Genomic DNA, 20,419 nt, shown 5'->3' on the forward strand with positions numbered 1-20,419 from the left:
ATTTGATGATTTGGTTTTGAGCAGAAAGAGCATCTATGTCTTCAGTTGCAGCTACGTTACCACCGAAAGCTCCTTGTGCATTAGCTGCACCAAACTGTGTAGCTACTTTCTTGTCTTGGCTGAAAGCATTGAGGTTGCTCTGAGCGAGTAAATCGGCACCAATTACATCTGTGCCACCAGCGACTGCATCCAATTCTTGCTCAGACAATTCCACTTTGTTGATTTCGTTAGACATAATTTACCTCGTGTTTGTGTGTTGTTCGTGTGTTGTTTACCTGTCGATAAAAGCAGAAGTTTTTAACCATTTGAATTTATTTTTTGGTCGCCTCTGCTTCGTTGCCTTCGCAACTGTATTCATAGTAGAATTTCAATAAGAGATAAACATCTGAAAAACGTCTATACTCTCATCTCAACGAAATAAATAAGCTCGCTCTGACTTTCGTTGATTCAATAAGTAAATGTTCCTACGACTAAGGTCAGAGGTAGCAGATGAGAATTCCATTCCTTTAAATTCTTGTTTGCAGCCGAATGAGTAATGCTTGCTAGTTGCGCTGAAATTCAATTCGTCCTTGACTATGCATCATGGAGACAGAGTTCTACACTAGGGTAGTACTCCTGCAAAAGTTAAATGCACTTCCATATGATTCGTCTGTTACTCGTAGATGATCAGACTCTCATTCGAGACGGTATCAGGGCTATGCTAAGTTTAGAGCCTGATTTGGAAGTTGTGGGAACTGCGGATAATGGCGAAAACGCGATCGCTCAGGTAAAAGCGTTACAGCCAGATGTTGTATTAATGGATGTGCGTATGCCTGTGATGGACGGCAGAGTTGCTACTAGCATTATCTCCGAGCAGTTTCCAAATACTAAAGTGATAGTCCTTAGCACGTTTGATGATGATGAATATATTGCCGATGCAATGAGAGCAGGAGCAAAGGGCTATTTACTCAAAGATATGCCGTCTGAAGAATTGGCACAAGCGATTCGGTTTGTCCATAAAGGATACACCCAAATGGGGCCAGGATTGTTGGAAAAGATAATCACTAAAGTCCAAGCTTCAGAACCTGCAAGCCCGAAATTACCGGAGCCAAAATTGGACTTTCTCACCGATCGCGAACAAGATGTATTGCGCTTGATTGCGATTGGTTCTACAAATCGTGAAATCGCCCAGCAACTTTATATTTCAGAAGGGACAGTCAAAACTCATGTCACTCACCTGCTGAACCGCCTAAATCTGAAAAACCGATCGCAACTAGCGATTTATGCTAACTCGGTTTATGGCGGATAACATCACATCTATATAAAGATACGACTATTGACGAGGTGACAGAGATTGCCGTAGATAAAGTTAACAGGATTGTTAAGTAAAAATAGCGAATTGACTTAAAGTTTGAGGACTTAGGGAATGTCACCATTCCCCTGTCGTCGCAACACTTGTATGAAAATTTCGCAAAAAAAAGACAGATATTATTCGGAAATTACAGAGAGCAAGGATAACTTGCGAATTTCTTCTCGTACGCTCATGAGGATTTTACCGAGATAGTTTTGACCAGTTTTTTCTGCACCACAACCCCAAAAGTAATCGATTGGAGAGTTTTCCACTAGCAGTTGCTCGCCCGTGCTTAGAAGAACTTCTCTAATATCAGCATGGGTAAGAAACTTTTTGAGTACAGCTTCTCGCATGACTTTAGTTTTTACCTCTTCCCAATCTAAACGGACTTTACGGGTGCAGCAACGCCCCAATGCCGCAGCTTCTTCTGGCGTCTGGACAGCATGGATCGCAGGTATGATCGCCGCATCTGGAGTTCCCACAAATTTTTGGGCTTGATAATAATGCTCTACTGTGGACCAGTATGTACCCTGGATTTTAATCCCATGCGGAGAAAAGTTAGAAAAACAGCCATAAGGTTCGTAAGCTTTGTAAAAGTAAATAGTCATTTAAAGCTGCTCTTTTAATACTTCAACTTCTATGATGCCTGGAGATGCTTGCACTCAGAAGATAGCACTCCCAAGAAACTTTGATTTTTAGGACTTACGCAACAATCTTGAAGTTGGCTGTGATGGTGTTATAAATTGTCAATCCATTGAACCGGATAGCGATCGCCTGCTTGTACTAAAAAGTTATCAAGTTGTTGTAGCGTTAGCGGTTCTGGCATTGGGTAACGCCCCTTGAGTTGCTTCAGTTCAGTGTAGTGGCGGGTGAATGATGCCAGTCGCCAGGATAAGTCTGCTCGTTCACGCCAATAAACTGAGCGCGATCGCCCCAATTATGCTTAGCGAGGTTCGTCTTTGTCTCCCGAAAAAATGACAAAGATTCTGTATTTAGCTTCTCTCTCAAAATATAGTTATTCATCAGTCTATAGGTTTATACCATTTTGAAAAAATAATGCGACAAATAGACATTGTAGAGACGCGCCATGGCGCGTCTCTACATCAGGATGGGTTGTAAACATTTATTAAATCGGTATTACCTTTTGATCTATCAGAAGAAGAGAGAATTTTATACAAGAGAGAATAAACCCCAAGCAACTCAACCGAGAGGAAAAAAAGAAACTGCGCGGCCGGATAAATCTAGATGACCATATCCAACACCTTAGCTGTGGTTGGTGCGAATCTGCTGTCTAACGGCGAGTCGATGAACTAAGAATCCCCTCGGCTTTAGCCAGTGTCAATCCATACATCTACTTTTTTGTCAATATTGAATGTGCCAGCTTAAGGTGCGTTAAAAGAGAAACCCTCTTCAACACTCAACAACCGGTAAATTACTGAGACTTGAGCGGCTTGATTGGAAACAGTCACAAGCTTTTCTTAGGGAACTGCGGGATGGCGACACCCCAACGTTACCCGACCATTGGAAAGTTTGAATTGAGTATTTTAAATTTTTATTGTAAATAGCATATAATTTTTGCAATAAATCTAAACATGATGCCACTTATCTAAAACGTCTTTAAATAAAACTTCCTCTAACCAAGTTTTCGCAACCACTGTCAGCGGTATAGCCATTAATAACCCCAAGGCTCCAAACAAAGTAGCGAAGAGAATTTGAGATGTCAAGGTTACAGCAGGTAATAATGCTACCTGTTTTGCCATGACAGTAGGAGTCAACCAGTAACTTTCAATGTTCTGAATAACGATATACAGAATCAAAACAGCTATTGCTTTCCAAGGTGCGTCTAGCAGTGCAACAGTTATAGGAAATACTACACTTAAAGTAGGGCCGATATTCGGAATAAAATTGAGCAAGCCCGCCAAAATAGCGTTGGCTAATGCTAGTGGTACTTGCAAAATCCATAAACCTATTCCACTTAAAGCGGCGATAAAAACCATTTCAATCAAAGCTCCCACTGTCCAACTTCCTAAACCAGTTGCACAGCGCGAGAGAATTTCCTCAACTCGTCCGCGGTAAAATGAGGGAAAAAATCTTACAAATAAATTGCGGTATGGCTGAGGATTTGTCAACAGCATTAACGTCAAAACTAACACTAACAAAAATTCCAAAGCAGCAGTAATAGAAGTCGATAATAAGTTAATAGTTCTTGTAAAGAACTGCATTGCTAAAGGTTGGATTTGTTGAATCAAATTATTGATATCTGGTAAATCTGGTAATTCTCCTCCAAAACGATTTTCTAGATAGTTTACTAGATAATTTATCCACTCTTGCAGCCGTAATCCTGCTGTTGGTAGAAGTGCTAAAAGTTCTTGAAACTGTTCAATAAAAGCAGGCACAATCAACCAGAAAAATCCGATAAAAAATGTTAATAAGATAAAAATACTTAAGAAAATAGCCCAAGAACGAATAATCCGTAATTTTTGCAGTTGTTGAACAAGCTGATTTAATGCTGTGGCTAATACTATCGCCGTAAATAAGAGCAAAATCAGTCGTCGGATTTGCCAAAGGATATATACAGAAGCGACCAAGGCTAGCAAGCCGATCCATTGACCAAATTTCATATTAGTTCGACTCCCACTGATAATAGAAGTTTATAGAGCGATCGCTCCCGAATACTACTGCCTGCTTTGAATGTGAGCAACAAATGTGAATAAAAAGTGACAGTAACGGGCGTTCTTTCAATACCGATTTGGAGCCGCACCTTCCCTAATTGAGTCGCATTGCTGTGCTTGTCACATTCTATTCACATTATTTATTTTCAATAAATATTTGGATTAGTAATTTTTGCAAGGAGAAAACATGGCTTTAGATCAACACAAACATGCTGTTGGTACATTTCCTAGTCTTCAAGGTGTAGAACAGGCTCTCAAGCAACTTAGAGAAGCTGGCTTATCTTTGGATAAAGTTTCCGTAATTGCCAAAGATGAAGAACGCAAGGCTCAACTTGGTGGTGCTAATGTAAGTAACAGCATTGCTAGTAAAGCAGGTGAAGTTGCTACAGTAGGGGCGATCGCCGGTAGTGCAGCAGGAAGTATAGTGGGCTTATTAGAAGGTTTGATTGCATTAACCATTCCTGGAGTTGGGCCGGTCGTAGCAGCAGGGGCTTTCTTGGCAAACACGCTTTTAGGTAGTGGACTTGGTGCAGCAGGTGGTGGTCTCATCGGCGCACTAGTAGGTTGGGGAATTCCTGGAGAGCAAGCCAGGTTTTATAGTGAGCGAGTGTCCCAAGGAAATTACTTGGTGATAGTAGAAGGCACAGAAGACGAGATCCATCGCATTCAATCTATTTTTGAAACCAAGGGTATTCAAGATTGGAGGATTTTTGATACACCAGACAATAAAGCAAGTCTCAAATAAGTACTGTTAGCCCGTTAGATGATTAAGTAAAATTGTGTTGTTCATTGGTTAATGCGATAGACCACTAGATCAATATTTACTGAACCTCTCTAGAAATTAGATATAGCCCAAAAGGTGATTCCTCCTTACCAACCCGAAATACAATTACACCATCACGCTTAGGAGAGAATTATGGCATCAGGAATGATGATCGAAGGCAAATGGACGACAGACGGAAATAAATCAGATCCCAGTGGTGAGTTCCATGAGATACCAACAACGTTTCGCGATCGCGTGAGTGCAGATGGATCTAGCGGGTTTAAGGCAGAAGCAGGACGCTATCACCTCTACGTTTCCTTGGCGTGTCCGTGGGCGCATCGCACCTTAATTATGCGAGAACTCAAAGGGTTAAATGATGCAATCTCAGTCTCTATCGTCGATCCGATGATGAGCGACAAGGGCTGGATGTTTTCTGAAGCACCAGGAGCCATTGGTGACTCGGTGAATCACGCACAATATTTACAAGATATCTACCTAAAAGCCGATCCCAAATACACAGGGCGAGTCACAGTTCCGGTGTTGTGGGATAAGCAAACTCAAACAATCGTCAATAACGAATCTCGCGAAATCATGCGGATGTTTGATGTAGAGTTTGCTACTTTATCAACGTGCAAAATAGACTTATACCCACCCGATCTCCAACAGAAGATTGATGAGACGATCGATGCAATTTATATGCCAATTAATGCTGGTGTATATCGCGCTGGTTTTGCGAGGGAGCAAGCAGCCTACGAAGATGCGGTAACTGAACTCTTCGAGAATTTAGATCGATGGGAAGCTATTCTGAACAAGCAGCGCTATTTATGTGGCGATCGCCTCACGGAAGCTGATATTTGTATGTTTACAACGCTGTATCGCTTCGACTCAGTCTATTACAGTCACTTTAAGTGCAATTTGCGGCGAATTCTCGACTATCCGAACCTCTGGAATTATCTAAAGGATTTATATCAGCTTGGTGAGTTCAAAGCAACCTGCAATCTCGACCATATCAAGCGCGGCTATTACATGAGTATGACCGAGATTAATCCAAATCGAATTGTGCCGAAGGGGCCAATCATCGATTTTGACGAACGGCACGATCGCGATCGCTTCAGCAAAGCTTAGTCGCGATCGCACACTAAGCTATCCCCTTAGGATCGTTCTTTTTCTATTGATATTCCTCAATCTAATTCTGAGCTTTTCCGTTCAATTGTGCAAGCAATGTCTCCACACTGGCATTATGATTCAAGAAGGAAAATAAATGCTTATAGCGAAGTTTTCCTTCTTGATCTAATACAAATTGTGCTGGCAAAGGCGCTCCCAAGGCTTGTCCAACTTTATAAGTACGAAATACCTGACAAGTAGGGTCACTTAATAACGGCATCCTAAGACCTAAATCTCTAACAACTATTTGACTTTGCCTTTCATCAGTGCTAGTAATCATTAAAAGTTCTATACCCCGATTTTGAAATTGCTCATAATTCTCGTTCAAAGCTTTAATATGCGGATAGCATAAGGGGCAATATAGTTTTTCTGTGAAAATACGAGTAAATGCCAGTACAACTGGCTGCTTACCTCTATAAGTTGACAATTTCACCAAGGTGCTGTTAGTGATGTCTGGCAGTTGAAAATCTGGTGTTAAAAACCCTAACGGTATCTGATTAGCAGCTGGAATTGGTAAAAAATTACGGAAAAAGCGCTCGTTAAATAAACCGCTAAAATCAGTTGAAGCTAACATATTTTATCTCCAATAAAAATATTAAAACTATCTAATTAGCAAACCACAGATAGACATCTAAATGATACCGATTAATTTATATCTGTGTGCGAAGAATCGTTTCTTTACCTATGTTTGCTGTTTTGGTGACTTGGATTGTGCCACTGACTACAGCATATAACTTAGTAGGAAGGCGATCGCCCTCATGTAAAATAATCTCTCCTTGCTTGTAGCGTCGCACTTGAGTGTGAGGTTGCAGACTTATCTTGTCTGTTGGTTCTAAACCCGCAAACACAATCACTTGTAAACAACTTCATACAGCTTTGCAACTGGCGCGAGAAAGTGACACTTTTAGCATCCTTGATATTTATATTTCACCCGACGATTTATCGCCTGCTTTACAAAGGTTGAGTGAATTGTTAGCATCTGAAAGTTTCTTTCCCAATTGTTTGACCCAATGAATAATTGTGGTGTGATGCACACCTTTAACGTGACGCGGACATGATATCAAACTATCTGCCAAATTTTAATTGTTTTATCGGAACTACCACTAGCGATAAACTGACCATCAGGACTAGCAGCAACAGCATTCACTGCCCCTGAGTGTCCTGTCAGAGTTTGCAGCAATTCCCCAGTATGCAAACACCAAATCTTGATGGTTTTATCAGCACTACCGCTAAACAGAGTTTGCCCATCCGGACTAATAGTAACTGATTTCACCTCATCTGCATGGCCGGTGAAGGTATGCAGCATTTTTCCACTTTCGAGTTCCCAAGCCTTAATGGTTTTGTCAGCACTACCGCTAAACAGAATTTGTCCATCCGGACTGATGACAACCGAGTACACTTCACCCGTATGTCCGTTGAGAGTGCGTAATGGTTCTCCCGTGCGTGGGTTCCACAACCTAATTTTTTTGTCACTGCTAGCACTGGCAAGAATTGTACTATCAGGACTGATAGCAGCAGCGTGAACTACAGAAGAATGCCAAAGGGTGCAAATGCGATCGCCTTTGTGCAAGTTCCAGATTTTGATTTTACTGCTGCCACTGGCGAGAATCATGCCATCTGGACTGATGACTACACAGTTAACTGGTTTTTGATGTCCCAATAGCGTGTGCAGTAATTTGCCGGTGGCAAGATGCCAGACTTTGACATTACTTTTAGGATGTTGGCAACTGCCAACGGCAAGGAAATTGCCATCGGGACTAACAGCAACGGATGAAACTTCTCCCAAATTATCTTTGAGGGTGCGGATTGCTTTACCAGTCTTCAAATTCCAGACTTTAATAGTTTTGTCTGCACATCCGCTGACTAAAACCTCTCCATCCGGACTAATAGCGACAGATGTAATTTTGCCTGCATGTCCGGTGAGGGTGTGGTTAAGATAAACATTTTCTCCTTGGCGTGCGTCTTTAAAGTTGGCGATCGCATCCAAAATTTCCTCAACTTCGCTGATACCCTGGCGATCGCCAACTGCCGCAAAATATTCTTTTAACTTTTGGAAATATTCTGCGTCTTCTGTTGTTGCAGCTGTTCGCATCACCTCCAGTGGGTTGCTTGCTTGTACTTGCGGTACTTTATGCAGTTCTAGCCATGTGTGAATTGAGTATTTTACTTGTTCTTCAGCCAAAGAGCGATCGCTAAGATGGGATAAACTCTGGCCTAACTGCAAAGCCAATTCAGGAATCCAATAACGATGTTCTGCCTCTAGAGCTTGGTAGACTTGTTTGTATCCTGAGGCAATTGCTTCTAGCGATCGCAAGTCAATAGAACTCTTCAGCAAACTCGGCAGCAAATCTGGCAGCAAGGGAGGTACATCATAATGAACCAAGTGATAAACATCCGCTATCCAGCCAGCGACTAAACAGTGACAGGTAATTAAAACCTGACAAAGTTGTTCTAAGTCCTGACGATTGATTTGGTATCGTAAGGATAATTTACTAATATCAACACCCTTGGCTTTCCATTTTTCTTCTTTCTCCAAGGTTGCCAAATTGATCGCATTATCTCTGCCGATATCATTAATTTCTTCTAGATTTTCTCCTAAAGCTATGAGTTCATCTCTAATAGTTCTCCATTCCAAGGCACGGTTTTTTGCCGACTGTTCAACAATTTCTCGATAAGGTAGCTGAGAGATTGTTTTATAGTAATAATGCTCTTGCCCTAGTCCCCAATAACCAATACGGAAATTTAGATAGTCTCCATCAGCTTCTGACTCTAGAATCAAAATAGGCTCTGTTTTCAACATTCCAAACAGAGCCTTGATACTAGATTCACTGTGAAAACGCTTACTATCCCAAGCTCCAGCTAAAAACTCTGTCGGTCTAACCGGACTTTGTAAAGAGTAATGTTTACCGAGGAAATCTCGCAATCCTTCAGCTAACATTAACTCTACATCAGTTACAGCTTCTTCTTGTTGAGCGTCAAATTTATCAAATACTACTTTCGGTGGAGCTAAGAAAATTTTTAGAGGTTTGCGTTCACGAGTAGTATCGGATTCTAAGATTTGCGAAGGATATAAGCGTAAAGGCCAGCTATCAAAAAGTTTATTTACCTCTGAAACCTTCAACGCTGTCTCTTGTTCTTGGGTTGCTATTTGTAATTGCGTCTGATGGTAATAAACTGCTAACTGCTGTTCTTCTATTTTTTCTTGGTCAAATCCTCCCAAATAACTAATTTTTTGACTGGCAGTGTTTACAGTTTGGAGGAATTCTTGAATTTTGCTGGGATACTCGTTTTTATTTGCATCGGGACGTGCATCATTACTTTTGTGCACTAAACTTGCAATTACAGGCGCAAATTCTAGTACCAGTTGAAGTAGTAACCTTAAGCCTTGCTCCATACAGAGTTGCCTGCTAAATAAATCACTTCAAGAACCTTCAGTGTCATCAACGCTATAGCTCATTCCAATGAACTTCTTGCATAAGTTGGAAAAAAGGCTTTGTGAATAAAATCCCTCTTCCCTTTAACCTTGTCCCTTATCCTCACTTGGAGGTCTGGAGGTTGAACACATGCCGATCCTACTACTTAACTGCATATAAGTTTGGATAATGATGAGAAAATCAGCAAAAACTCATTACAGAGTTCGCTTATCAACATCTTAGTGTCTAATTCCATAAAAAATTAGCTGTAATCCTGTAAAAAATCCATGAAAACCCAAAAAAGTAAGTATGGGTATTTCGTGGATTGCTTTCCCTTTGAAAGGGATATTTTGCAAAGCAAGGAAGCTTTTGACTAGCTGAATAACCGTGGAATCTTGCTTACTCCATCACTTCCATATAATCGATTATACTACACCTAATTCAGTCAAAAGAGTGTTAAATAACTTAGAGGATTATGGCTTTGTGATATAGAAAAGCATTATTACTTAGCATTTATTTTTAATGCTATAAATTCTATAGATATACACTACCTCCTACTGCTAAAAGTTTAATCATTGTTCTATAGTTATTAATTCACTAAATCATCAAGAGTGTTTGTATAGTTAGTTCGATATTTATAGTGTTGGTGATAAATAGCGAGAGAAATATACCTCCCATGCAATAGACTGTAAAAACGAAATTTTTGAGCTTCTATGGCTTGTCCTTCAACAATTTCCCAATAATTGCGATTTAGGCATAGCTTGCGAGGAATTTGTATTTATCTTGGTCTAACCTGACGTGGATATAAAAGAAACCATCAAAAAGATGGTAGCTATTCGTAGGTAAATATAGTAGACAATTTAACACTAGGTCAATATTAGGTTAGCCTGATTTACCTCAATTAAAACTATTTGGTATTATTTTATACTTTATGCTCGGAAATAAGGTTATAGTATGCCGCTCAGTCAAAAAAATGAATGAAATCATAAGGTTAAGAAAAGATTATCAAGCGACAGGTCTAAAGTGTTAGAATTTGATTCCCAATTGTCCATTGATTCCGCGAACCGAGTTGTAACCAACACCTAAAAAAAGATTATCGCCAGCACCTACCTGAACCCCGCCAGAAACAGCAAGACCTTTATCTTCCGAATAGTAACCTAATCCTAAGTAAGGCGAAACGACTGGCAAACTTAAAAATTTGAGTAGATCGAATCCCGTAGCACTATCAGGGCCAAATCCTAACTCAGCACCCCAATTCAAAGCCCTTGCACCCACAGAATAGGTAACATCGCCTTCTTTTCCACCCACTGAGACCCAAGGTTGTGGTACTAGTTGAGCATGGGTGCGTTGTGGAGCAAGTAAAATTAACAAACTGAAAGATGTAATTATAGTTTTGGTAATAACTGCGATCTTCACATTCTTCTCCTCAACCAGATGTGTCTGCTAGGAATAGTGACGAATTTTACCCTGCCTAAGTGCCTGAGAACCGCTAGTAGAGTGTAAATCAAAAAATTTACTTGGTGTCTTAGTGCCTTAGTGGTGAAAAAATATTTTTGAACCACCAAGACACTTAAGACACAAAGAATGGACTATCAAGCTGAACTCAAAAGTTATCTAGATGAACAAGGGCGCGTGAAAGAATGGCCCTCTAAGCGGAATAAGGGTAAATTTCAAAAGTTGGTTTTAGAGTATCTAGCCTCGAAGTTTGAATCGGGAGTAACTTACACTGAGAAAGAAGTTAACACACTGCTCAATCAGTATCACACCTTTGGCGATCCTGCCCTGTTAAGACGAGAATTATTTGAAAATGGACTCATCGACAGAATGCGAGATGGTTCGGCTTATTGGTGCAATACTCAAAATTGACGTGACCACTCACTCGGCCAGCGTTCTACCACAACTTTGGTTTGAGTAAAAAACTCGACTGCGTGGTTGCCTTGACCGTGCAAGTCACCAAAAAAGCTTTCTTTCCAACCGCTAAAGGGGAAGAATGCCATCGGTGCAGCGACTCCGATGTTGATACCAATGTTACCAGTTTCTGCTTCATAGCGGAATTTCCGCGCCGCCGCACCACTGGTGGTGAACAAACAAGCCATGTTGCCGTATTGACCGCTGTTGACGATCGCGATCGCATCATCAATACTATTCACATGAATCAAGCTGAGTACTGGCCCAAAGATTTCTGTCTTAGCAATTTCACTTGTTGGATCGACATTTTGCAAAATGGTTGGACGGACAAAGTAGCCTTGTTCGTAACCAGGAATTTTTGGTTGTCGTCCATCTACCAACAGCGTTGCACCGCCCTCTGTCCCTTTTTGAATTAAACCTTCAATCCGCGCCTTGCTTTCGGCAGTAATTACCGGGCCCATTTCTACACCTTGGTCTAAACCATTACCTACGATCCGCTTTTTGGCAGTTTCGGCGATCGCTTCTGTAAACGTGTGCCGTGCTTCTCCGACTGTGACGGCGATTGAAGCTGCTAAGCAACGTTGCCCAGCACAACCAAAAGCGCTATCAGCAGCAATGCGCCTAGTCATTTCTATATCTGCATCAGGTAAAACAATAATTGGATTTTTCGCGCCGCCTTGGCATTGTACGCGTTTTCCATTTGCTGCTGCCCGACTGTAAATATACTTAGCTACTGGTGTAGAACCGACAAAGCTAATTGCTCGAATTTTAGGGTGATCTAGAATAGCCTCTACAGCTGCTTTCGCCCCGTTAACTAAATTTACTACACCTTTGGGTAGCCCAGTTTTTTCTAGTAACTGGAAGATTTTCTGCATCGTCAACGGCACTTTTTCTGATGGTTTAACAATGTAGGTATTACCGCAAGCAAGGGCATAAGGCATAAACCAGAATGGAATCATTCCCGGAAAATTGAACGGGCCAATTACTGCACATACCCCTAGTGGTTGGCGAATCATGATTTCATCAATCCCCTGTGCAATATCTTCCAGATTTGTTCCTTGCATCATCATGGGAATACCGCAAGCAACCTCAACATTTTCAATTGCACGGCGCATCTCACCTTTCGACTCAGCTAAAGTCTTTCCACATTCAAGGGTAATTGTGCGGGCTAAATCCTCAAAATGTTCTTCTAATAGGTTCTTGAGTTTAAATAAATACTGTACTCGTTCAGTCGGTGGGGTACGTCGCCATGTCACAAAAGCTTCAGCAGCAGTTTCGGCAGCTTGATTAACCTCAGATGTAGGTGAGAGAGGGACTTTCGCTAATATTTCTGTTGTAGCTGGGTTGAAGACGTCTATGTATTCTGTAGCGGTTGATGCACACCACTGACCGTTGATGTAGTTGGGTAGTGATTCCGTTAAAAATGCCATATGCATACCCTAGCAAGAGTTTGATAAAATTTGTGTAAAAGGGTAGTAATTTAAAACGCAGAGGGGCGCGGAGTTTTGGTGTAGAATTTCGCGTATTTAGGAAGGGCTTTTTCTTTTCTGCTTTCTATTTAGATACCCAACCACCAAAAACTGCTAAGCCGTAATATTTCCAAGGTACTGCTACTGTCTCAAATCCTGCTTGAGATAGCATTTTGAGATGGGCTTCTAAGGTAGCTAGTTGATCTTGACTAGAGTATCCGTAATTTGTGCTTGTGCCAACTTTATTACGAATTTCTGTTAAGGTAGTTCCCTGTTGAGTTGCCCATTCCTCTCGCGCTGCCTGGTAAATTTCTGCTAAAGCTGGTGATTCTGGCTTGATGGGGTCTGCATTCCAAAAACAACCGTCTTGATGCAAAGTTTTACGAATTTGCTGAAATAGCTTCAACTTCATTTCATCGTTGAGATGGTGAATTGCTAAAGATGATACGCAAGCATCGAATTTCTCACTAATACCAAATTTTTCTGGATTGTTAGCCCACTCGCCAAAATCTGCTTCAATGCCAGTCCAGCGTGTTTGATAATTAGCTTGAGCAATCTTGTCTTGGGCGAATTGCAGCATTCGCGGTGAATAATCTAAAGCTATCACTTGGGCATTTGGGCAACGCTTGAGTATTTTGAGACTAAGTTCACCCGTACCGCAGCCTAGTTCTAAGATGCGATGACTTTTAGAAGGTACACAACGAACAATTACCTCCAGCATTTCATCATAGCGAGGCAAAAGTTGGCGAATACCGATATCAAAATCAGTAGTGTTGGCGAAAACTTCTCCAGGATATAACTGTGGCATGGAATTTGAAATTAAATATAGACACCATCTAGATCATGATGCATCGCTGCCCCAAAAGCGATCGCTATCCGTGCAATGCACCATCGCCCTTCTTCTAGGAAAAGTAACAAACAATTAATGCAGTAACTATAGACTAAAGCATATAACTTATTTAACATAGTAGTAGACCTCACTAGTTATGTGTGGTTGTGTGTTGTAGAACTTGGTTAAATTCTGGTCAGGGGGTCTAACTCCTTGACTTTTTTGTGTTTTTTGAGTTTTTTCATCAGAATTTAAACCTCAATTGATGCTTGCTTTTGAAATTTTTGCGGCGAGGTATTTTAAGTAATTTTTCTTATAGCTAATGTTATAAATTTATTTTTTTAAATCCTTCAGTAAAGCAGAGAACAGAAGGTTTGTTTGCCACTGCGATGCATCAGCACTGTTCAAATTTTTGGTTTAAATAGGAATCTCAATATAAAAACCACCTGCTTCGGTGATTTTGTATTTAATCAAGTCCTTAAGATTGCCAATACCAACATCAAGCAAAGACCTGTTTCAACCAGTCTTTAAATAATGTCTTGGTTTCCGAACATTTCACCGACAAAAAAATCACGGGGCGATTGATCCGCTGAGTGGACAAAACTTACAAGCAGGATAACTATATTTTCGGAATGAGCAACAAATTTTTGAGTTGTCAATTGACGGCAGCCCAGAAAACAAACCAAAATTGGTACAATTAGTACAAAAGTTTCAGTATATTAGCCGGAGGACTCAATTATGACCACTCCGCTCACTTGTCGCAATTACATCGATGGTCAATGGTTGAGTGCTGCTTCGGGAGCTACCTTAGAAAGCCGCAACCCTGCCAACAAGCATGAAGTTGTTGCTACCTTCCCGCGTTCCGCATCGGTTGATGTGGACACAGCAGTAGCCGCAGCCCGCCAAGCTTACCGCAGCTGGCGACTTGTACCCGCCCCAGCCAGAGCAGAATATATTTTTAAAGTCGGCGAACTATTGAGCAAATACAAAGAAGAACTTGCACAGTTAATGAGTCGAGAAATGGGTAAACCCCTGACAGAAGCACGGGGAGATGTGCAAGAAGGTATTGACTGTGCCTTTTATAGTGCTGCGGAAGGGCGGCGGTTATTTGGGCAAACTACACCGTCAGAAATGCCCAACAAATTCGCGATGACGGTACGAATGCCCATCGGTGTCTGCGCCCTCATTACTCCGTGGAACTTTCCAATTGCTATTCCCTGCTGGAAAGCTATGCCAGCTTTGGTGTGCGGCAATACCATCATTCTCAAACCAGCTGAAGATACCCCCGCCTGTGCAACAAAACTAGTAGAAATTTTTGCCGAAGCAGGTTTACCACCAGGGGTAATTAACTTGGTGCATGGTGTGGGTGAAGAAGTCGGGAAAGCCTTAGTTGCACATGCTGGCGTGGACTTAGTTTCGTTTACGGGTTCTTCCGAAACAGGTGCAGAAGTTGGCGCTACCTGCGGACGTACTCACAAGCGCGTATGTCTGGAAATGGGCGGTAAAAATGCTCAAATAGTCATGGAAGATGCAGACTTAGAACTTGCCCTTGATGGCGCAGTCTGGGGAGCATTCGGCACAACCGGACAACGATGCACTGCTACTAGTCGCCTGATCCTGCATCGGGATATCAAAGAAAAATTTACCGCTATGCTCAAAGAGCGTACCAGTAAGTTACGCTTGGGTGTTGGTACTGATCCTAATACTGATGTCGGGCCAATAATTAACGAAAGGCAACTGCAACGGGTAAGCAAGTATTTAGATATTGCTCGTGAGGAAGGAGCAATAGTATTAATGGGTGGGGAAATAGCTAGCGAGGGAGAACTACAACACGGTTACTTCTTTCAACCGACTATTCTCGATCGGGTAATACCCCAAATGCGGGTCGCCCAAGAAGAAATATTTGGGCCAGTGGTAGCATTAATTGAGGTTAGTAGTTTTGACGAAGCAATATCTGTCCTCAACGATACAAACTATGGTCTTTCTTCATCAATATATACTCGCGATATCAACCGTGCTTTTGTTGCTATGCGCGATCTTGAAGCGGGAATCACCTATATAAATGGCCCCACTATCGGGGCAGAGGTGCATTTACCCTTTGGTGGTGTCAAACATACTGGTAACGGACACCGAGAAGCAGGTACTACTGCTTTAGATATTTTCACCGAATGGAAGACTGTGTATGTAGACTTTTCGGGAAGTTTGCAACGAGCGCAAATTGACAATCGTGAATAATGGATAGTTAGCTTGGTTGCGATACAAAAGAGCCTCTTTGTGTCTTAGTGTCTTGGTGTTTCAATAAATTCTTTTTTCACCATAAAGACACAAAGACACAAAGCTTGCCTAAGGGGCGCAGGGTAGGAACAGGTGGATGCCTGTTGTTGCTCCAATGCACTGCAAAAAGAATCACATGTTACTGCAAGCGACAGTACTTATACGTTTAATCATAAATTAACTTGAAAAAATTCTAAACAAATTATGTTAAGTATCTCTATTAACAGGCATTTACCACGATCGCCACGTTTAATTACTTCTTTACCAGGGCCGCGTGCTAGAGACATTGTCGAACGCGATCGCGCCGTGACTTCCCCTTCCTATACCCGCGAGTATCCCTTAGTTGTGGCGCGTGGTGAGGGTTGTATGGTGGAAGATGTAGACGGCAATGTCTTTTTAGATATGACGGCGGGAATTGCTGTTACTGCCACGGGACACGCTCATCCGGAAGTTGTGCAAGCTGTCCAAGAGCAAGCTGCCAAGTTACTGCACATGTCGGGTACTGATTTTTACTACGAGCCGATGGTGGAATTGGCGGAAAAGTTAGCTTCTCGTGCCCCTTTACCCGGTAATGCCAGAGTATTTTTTACCAATTCTGGTGCGGAATCTAACGAAGGTGCAATCAAACTGGCGAGATACTATACCGGACGTTCCCTAATTATTGCCTTTTTGGGAGCATTCCACGGACGCACATATGGAGCAATGTCTCTAACTGGTTCCAAAGCAGTGCAAAGAGCAAGTTTTGGCCCTTTGCTTCCAGGGGTGACACATATTCCTTATGGTACTCACGCCAGTCTCGATTACCTAGAAAAACAGCTATTTCCGGCGATGCTACCACCACAAGAGGTAGCAGCAATTGTGGTTGAGCCAATTCAAGGCGAAGGCGGTTATATTGTACCAGAGGATGGGTTTTTACAACGCATTCGCCAAATATGCGATCGCTATGGCATCCTCATGGTAGTTGATGAAGTGCAATCTGGAATGGGGCGTACCGGTCGGATGTTTGCAATTGAACATTGGGATGTCATGCCCGATATTATTACCACTGCCAAAGGAATTGCTAGTGGTTTACCTCTAGGAGCAATTCTCGCACGACCGGAAATCATGACCTGGCCGCCTGGTTCCCATGCTACCACCTTCGGCGGCAATCCCGTTGCTTGTGCTGCTGGGCTTGCGACTCTGCAACTAATAGAAAGCGGTTTGATGACAAACGCTGCCAAAATGGGGGAATTATTGCAAGCTGGTTTGGTGCGCTTGCATGAGCAGTTTCCCAGAGTTTCGCTACCGCGTGGTAAAGGTTTGATGGTGGCGATAGATTTATTTGATGATGAAGGTAATTACGATCCTAAATTGCGCGATCGCATTCTTCAAGAAGCTTTCTTGCATGGTTTATTGTTGCTTGGTTGTGGAAAAGCAGCAATTCGCTTTTGTCCACCGTTAGTTATTGATAGTGACCAAATTCAAATTGCCTTAAATATTATTAAGGTTGTGTTAAGTAATCTGGATTGCTAATTTACTGTAGTAACTATTACAAAATAATTGGGCATCCTAATGTTGAAGTCGTCAGAACTCAATTCAGGTTCTTTAGGATGCCACCAGATTACTCATCCTCATCACATCATTCAGATAATATTAATAACAAACACTCTCCAGAGCCTGTATCAAATAGCTCGAAGCTTTGCAAAAATAGGTTTAGTCAGTGGCTGAACAATCTCAAAGTTGGTCAAAAGATTAGCTTTGGCTATATAGTGGCGCTAGGTATTGCCGTTGTTGGTACGAGTACTGGAATTTTCATTGCTGAACGCCTACAGCACAACGCTTGGGAGCAAGAAGATCATTCCCAGGAAATGATAGAACTGCTCAATCGCCTGCAAATTACTGTTCTCCAGTCGCGCACGCACCAACAAAAGCTTATTCCTCTCATCGCACAGCCAGAAAAGTTTCAGCAGGAATATACCTACGTGCTTGGGCATATGGCTACCATCAAGCAGAACTGGTCTGAACTTAAGGATTTTATAGACTCGGACGCAGACGAAGTAAATACTAAAATTGTTCCCCGTTTTTTACAAACCAATATAGATGTTGCGGAGGAATACTCCCAACAACTACACAAGCTAGTACAACAGATTAACTTATCCAAACTCAAGTCACCAGAGGAAATCGAGAAAGCTAGAAAATTACTGTTGGATTTCACGAATAGCCCTATAGCCGTCAAATTTGATGGTATTTCTGATGAATTAGCTGATTGGGTGAAAATTTCCTATGAGGAATACAGGAAAGCAGAAGAAGTTTCCAGAAATTCATATGTGATTTTTTTGCTGATGATTGTGGGAAGTATGCTGTTTTCAGTGGCGATCGCCGCAATCTTAGCCACCTACACCAGTCGTGTAATTACCCTTCCGTTAGAAGCCACAACCAAGGTAGCCCAGCAAGCTACCTTGGAAGATAATTTTGACCTGCAAACCTCCGTCACAACAAATGATGAACTGGGGATATTAGCATCTTCTTTGAACCAGCTGATCCAGCGAGTTAAGGAACTATTACAACAGCAAAAGTTGAAAAATGAATATCTTCAACAAACCTTGCAAGAACTACAAAGCACCCAAGCACAGCTGATTCAAAGCGAGAAAATGTCTAGCCTTGGTCAACTGGTTGCAGGAGTAGCACATGAAATTAATAACCCCGTCAGCTTTATTTATGGCAATCTCAGTTACATTAATGAATATACTCAAAATTTACTGCGACTACTGCAACTTTATCAGCAGCACTATCCTAATCCTTCCGAAGAAATCCAAAAAGAAATTGAGGCGAGTGAGCTTCATTTTCTCACCGAAGACCTGACAAAACTACTCACATCCATGCAAATTGGAACGGAACGCATTCGGGAAATAGTGCTGTCGCTACGAAATTTCTCGCGCGTAGATGAAGCGGAATTCAAAAAAGTGGACATCCACGAAGGCATCGAGAGTACCTTGATGATTTTACAAAATCGTTTAAAGGCAGTAGGTAAACGCCCAGCTATTGAAATTGTCAAAGACTACGGTCAATTGCCCTTAGTTGAATGCTATCCAGGTCAACTCAATCAGGTATTTATGAATCTGTTGACAAATGCGATCGATGCTTTAGAAGAGTCATTTGTCAATCGTCATTTGTCATTGGTACACAACCCTGAACAAAGAACTAATGACAAAGGACTAATGACCACCCCGCAGATTCGCATCCGCACCGAAATTCAAGATAATTTTGTGTTAATCGGCATTGTCGACAATGGCCCGGGGATAAGTGAGAAAGCGCAAGCGAAACTATTCGACCCCTTTTTCACTACAAAACCTGTGGGCAAAGGCACTGGCTTGGGATTATCTATCAGTTACCAAATTATTACTAAAAAACATGGTGGGAAATTATACTGTGATTCCACACCAGGGAAAGGGGCAGAATTTGTCATCGAGATTCCCATAACACATAAATATTGCGCTACTGTTTATAAAGAAATTGGGATGCCCCTATGAAACGCTTACTTGCTAATTATCTTTGGGAATTACTTTGGCAAGAATACAGCACCAGGGTGAGTTACGCCCGTACTTACACACAAATGATAACTAATGCGGGTGGAACTGTTGCCAACGATCACATTGCTTTTCGCTCTTTACGTATGACCGTGGATAGCCCACAACGTAAGGTTAACCTGGGGATTGAGTATCTAGGAAAACTTGCTGAGGCTCTTGGTTACGAGGCGGCAGGAGAATACACTTTTAATGAAACCCATGTTTACGCCCGTCATTATCGCCATCCCCAACAAGAAGAATTTGACTTGCCTAAGTTATTTATTAGTGAATTGATTGTGGATGAATTGCCGAAAGAAATTATCCAACTCATCCACGAAACTATAGGTGGCGTAAATTTGCTGAATTTCTCAGCAATAATGGATACTTTTAAACATGATACTCAACGCCTTGCCAAGGAACTCAAGAAAATTTTTACTCGTCCTTGGGAACCACCTCATATTTCTGTGGTGGAAGAAGTTAATAAAGTCACTCAGTATGGCGCTTGGGTACTGCTGCACGGTTACGCAGTCAACCACTTCACAGGCTACGTCAACCGTCAAAACACAACAGAATATCCAGATATTGATATTACTGCTCGTAGTTTAGCTCAGCTGGGTGTACCGATGAAAGCAGAGATTGAAGGGGATGTCGCCTGTGGTTTGCGACAAACAGCGACGCAAGCAGTTACAGAGATTGTCACAGTCTTAGAAGATATCACTGATACAGAAATTCAAATTCCGTGGACATATGCTTATTACGAAATTGCCCAACGCTACATCGTTGAAGAAGAACCGGGTAAGCAAGTTCTGTTTGATGCTTTCTTAGGGAAGAATGCCCAGCAGTTGTTTGAAATGACACGCTTGACTAAATAGTGAGTAAGTAGGCATAAATCAACGTATGACTAGTGGTGGCTATTAGTGGATAGTGGATAGTGGTTAGTGGTAAACAACCAACCACCTACTAACTACTAACTACTAACTACTAACTACTAACTACTAACTACTAACTACTAACTACTAACTACTAACTACTAACTACTAACTACTAACTAC

At 41.7% G+C, this 20,419-nt stretch carries 18 protein-coding genes and 1 pseudogene; 8 read left to right on the plus strand and 11 right to left on the minus strand.

Annotated elements, in window-relative coordinates; genetic code table 11:
* Positions 1-235: CTB family bacteriocin (locus tag HXY43_RS19710; RefSeq protein WP_290886501.1), on the minus strand; the 235-nt coding region annotated here is incomplete at its 3' end.
* Between the two features lie 405 nt (positions 236-640).
* Here HXY43_RS19710 and HXY43_RS19715 point away from each other — a divergent pair.
* Positions 641-1,288 carry a response regulator transcription factor gene (locus tag HXY43_RS19715; RefSeq protein WP_026732727.1) on the plus strand — a complete coding sequence of 216 codons (648 nt, stop codon included), beginning with the start codon at positions 641-643 and terminating at the stop codon, positions 1,286-1,288.
* 179 nt (positions 1,289-1,467) lie between these two features.
* On the opposite strand, the gene HXY43_RS19720 is transcribed toward HXY43_RS19715, so the two are convergent.
* The 3 genes from HXY43_RS19720 to HXY43_RS19730 form a co-directional block, all read right to left on the minus strand.
* On the minus strand, positions 1,468-1,938 hold the full coding sequence (locus HXY43_RS19720) for an NADAR domain-containing protein (protein ID WP_290886504.1): 471 nt from the start codon (positions 1,936-1,938) through the stop codon (positions 1,468-1,470).
* A gap of 241 nt (positions 1,939-2,179) precedes the next feature.
* Entirely contained in the window at positions 2,180-2,353 is a 174-nt protein-coding gene (locus HXY43_RS19725) for a hypothetical protein (RefSeq protein WP_290886507.1), read from the minus strand.
* A gap of 563 nt (positions 2,354-2,916) precedes the next feature.
* Positions 2,917-3,951 carry an AI-2E family transporter gene (locus tag HXY43_RS19730; RefSeq protein ID WP_026732724.1) on the minus strand — a complete coding sequence of 345 codons (1,035 nt, stop codon included), beginning with the start codon at positions 3,949-3,951 and terminating at the stop codon, positions 2,917-2,919.
* A gap of 238 nt (positions 3,952-4,189) precedes the next feature.
* On the opposite strand from HXY43_RS19730, the gene HXY43_RS19735 reads away from it, so the two are divergent.
* Together HXY43_RS19735 and HXY43_RS19740 are read left to right on the plus strand one after the other, a co-directional pair.
* Positions 4,190-4,747, plus strand: a complete 558-nt coding sequence (locus tag HXY43_RS19735; RefSeq protein ID WP_290886511.1) for a hypothetical protein — start codon at positions 4,190-4,192, stop codon at positions 4,745-4,747.
* A gap of 171 nt (positions 4,748-4,918) precedes the next feature.
* Positions 4,919-5,890 carry a glutathione S-transferase family protein gene (locus tag HXY43_RS19740; RefSeq protein WP_290886514.1) on the plus strand — a complete coding sequence of 324 codons (972 nt, stop codon included), beginning with the start codon at positions 4,919-4,921 and terminating at the stop codon, positions 5,888-5,890.
* Between the two features lie 61 nt (positions 5,891-5,951).
* Here HXY43_RS19740 and HXY43_RS19745 read toward each other — a convergent pair whose 3' ends face one another.
* From HXY43_RS19745 to HXY43_RS19760, 4 genes and pseudogenes are all read right to left on the minus strand, one after another.
* The gene (locus HXY43_RS19745) at positions 5,952-6,503 is read right to left on the minus strand and encodes a peroxiredoxin (protein WP_026732721.1); all 552 of its coding nucleotides are present in this window, start codon (positions 6,501-6,503) and stop codon (positions 5,952-5,954) included.
* A gap of 88 nt (positions 6,504-6,591) precedes the next feature.
* A pseudogene (locus tag HXY43_RS19750) lies at positions 6,592-6,777 on the minus strand (cyclic nucleotide-binding domain-containing protein); the annotation flags it as partial.
* Positions 6,778-6,989: 212 nt separating this feature from the next.
* Positions 6,990-9,323 carry a WD40 repeat domain-containing protein gene (locus tag HXY43_RS19755; RefSeq protein WP_290886519.1) on the minus strand — a complete coding sequence of 778 codons (2,334 nt, stop codon included), beginning with the start codon at positions 9,321-9,323 and terminating at the stop codon, positions 6,990-6,992.
* A gap of 1,045 nt (positions 9,324-10,368) precedes the next feature.
* Positions 10,369-10,758, minus strand: a complete 390-nt coding sequence (locus HXY43_RS19760; RefSeq protein WP_290886522.1) for a hypothetical protein — start codon at positions 10,756-10,758, stop codon at positions 10,369-10,371.
* 168 nt (positions 10,759-10,926) lie between these two features.
* Here HXY43_RS19760 and HXY43_RS19765 point away from each other — a divergent pair, with 168 nt between their 5' ends.
* A complete protein-coding gene (locus tag HXY43_RS19765; protein WP_290886525.1) occupies positions 10,927-11,208 on the plus strand; it encodes a DUF2087 domain-containing protein in 282 nt (93 codons plus the stop codon).
* Here HXY43_RS19765 and HXY43_RS19770 read toward each other — a convergent pair.
* From HXY43_RS19770 to HXY43_RS19780, 3 genes are all read right to left on the minus strand, one after another.
* Positions 11,199-12,680, minus strand: a complete 1,482-nt coding sequence (locus HXY43_RS19770; RefSeq protein ID WP_290886528.1) for a CoA-acylating methylmalonate-semialdehyde dehydrogenase — start codon at positions 12,678-12,680, stop codon at positions 11,199-11,201. The two genes, HXY43_RS19765 and HXY43_RS19770, sit on opposite strands and share 10 nt — an antisense overlap.
* Before the next feature lie 124 nt (positions 12,681-12,804).
* On the minus strand, positions 12,805-13,527 hold the full coding sequence (locus HXY43_RS19775; RefSeq protein WP_290886531.1) for a trans-aconitate 2-methyltransferase: 723 nt from the start codon (positions 13,525-13,527) through the stop codon (positions 12,805-12,807).
* An 11-nt stretch (positions 13,528-13,538) separates the two neighbouring features.
* On the minus strand, positions 13,539-13,685 hold the full coding sequence (locus tag HXY43_RS19780; RefSeq protein WP_290886534.1) for a hypothetical protein: 147 nt from the start codon (positions 13,683-13,685) through the stop codon (positions 13,539-13,541).
* Between the two features lie 601 nt (positions 13,686-14,286).
* Between HXY43_RS19780 and HXY43_RS19785 the strand changes: the two genes are divergently transcribed.
* The 4 genes from HXY43_RS19785 to HXY43_RS19800 all read left to right on the plus strand — a co-directional run bounded on the left by HXY43_RS19785 (position 14,287) and on the right by HXY43_RS19800 (position 20,239).
* On the plus strand, positions 14,287-15,783 hold the full coding sequence (locus tag HXY43_RS19785) for an aldehyde dehydrogenase family protein (protein ID WP_290886537.1): 1,497 nt from the start codon (positions 14,287-14,289) through the stop codon (positions 15,781-15,783).
* Positions 15,784-16,026: 243 nt separating this feature from the next.
* The gene (locus HXY43_RS19790) at positions 16,027-17,334 is read left to right on the plus strand and encodes an acetyl ornithine aminotransferase family protein (RefSeq protein ID WP_290886540.1); all 1,308 of its coding nucleotides are present in this window, start codon (positions 16,027-16,029) and stop codon (positions 17,332-17,334) included.
* Positions 17,335-17,411: 77 nt separating this feature from the next.
* Positions 17,412-19,331: an ATP-binding protein gene (locus HXY43_RS19795; RefSeq protein ID WP_290886543.1), complete on the plus strand. Its 1,920-nt coding sequence runs from the start codon at positions 17,412-17,414 to the stop codon at positions 19,329-19,331.
* Complete coding sequence (locus HXY43_RS19800) at positions 19,328-20,239, plus strand: DUF1338 domain-containing protein (protein WP_290886546.1); 912 nt, start codon at positions 19,328-19,330, stop codon at positions 20,237-20,239. Before HXY43_RS19795 ends, HXY43_RS19800 begins: the two co-directional genes overlap by 4 nt.
* Positions 20,240-20,419 lie beyond the last annotated feature (180 nt).

The organism is Fischerella sp. (assembly GCF_013388695.1).
Lineage (GTDB): Bacteria > Cyanobacteriota > Cyanobacteriia > Cyanobacteriales > Nostocaceae > PCC9605.

Coding starts and splice junctions, on each gene's coding strand:
- HXY43_RS19730 (WP_026732724.1), bottom strand. CDS start 3,951: ATGAAATTTGGTCAATGGATCGGCTTGCTAGCCTTGGTCGCTTCTGTA.
- HXY43_RS19715 (WP_026732727.1), top strand. CDS start 641: ATGATTCGTCTGTTACTCGTAGATGATCAGACTCTCATTCGAGACGGT.
- HXY43_RS19770 (WP_290886528.1), bottom strand. CDS start 12,680: ATGGCATTTTTAACGGAATCACTACCCAACTACATCAACGGTCAGTGG.
- HXY43_RS19735 (WP_290886511.1), top strand. CDS start 4,190: ATGGCTTTAGATCAACACAAACATGCTGTTGGTACATTTCCTAGTCTT.
- HXY43_RS19725 (WP_290886507.1), bottom strand. CDS start 2,353: ATGAATAACTATATTTTGAGAGAGAAGCTAAATACAGAATCTTTGTCA.
- HXY43_RS19755 (WP_290886519.1), bottom strand. CDS start 9,323: ATGGAGCAAGGCTTAAGGTTACTACTTCAACTGGTACTAGAATTTGCG.
- HXY43_RS19775 (WP_290886531.1), bottom strand. CDS start 13,527: ATGCCACAGTTATATCCTGGAGAAGTTTTCGCCAACACTACTGATTTT.
- HXY43_RS19785 (WP_290886537.1), top strand. CDS start 14,287: ATGACCACTCCGCTCACTTGTCGCAATTACATCGATGGTCAATGGTTG.
- HXY43_RS19720 (WP_290886504.1), bottom strand. CDS start 1,938: ATGACTATTTACTTTTACAAAGCTTACGAACCTTATGGCTGTTTTTCT.
- HXY43_RS19740 (WP_290886514.1), top strand. CDS start 4,919: ATGGCATCAGGAATGATGATCGAAGGCAAATGGACGACAGACGGAAAT.
- HXY43_RS19790 (WP_290886540.1), top strand. CDS start 16,027: ATGTTAAGTATCTCTATTAACAGGCATTTACCACGATCGCCACGTTTA.
- HXY43_RS19800 (WP_290886546.1), top strand. CDS start 19,328: ATGAAACGCTTACTTGCTAATTATCTTTGGGAATTACTTTGGCAAGAA.
- HXY43_RS19765 (WP_290886525.1), top strand. CDS start 10,927: ATGGACTATCAAGCTGAACTCAAAAGTTATCTAGATGAACAAGGGCGC.
- HXY43_RS19745 (WP_026732721.1), bottom strand. CDS start 6,503: ATGTTAGCTTCAACTGATTTTAGCGGTTTATTTAACGAGCGCTTTTTC.
- HXY43_RS19795 (WP_290886543.1), top strand. CDS start 17,412: ATGCCACCAGATTACTCATCCTCATCACATCATTCAGATAATATTAAT.
- HXY43_RS19780 (WP_290886534.1), bottom strand. CDS start 13,685: ATGTTAAATAAGTTATATGCTTTAGTCTATAGTTACTGCATTAATTGT.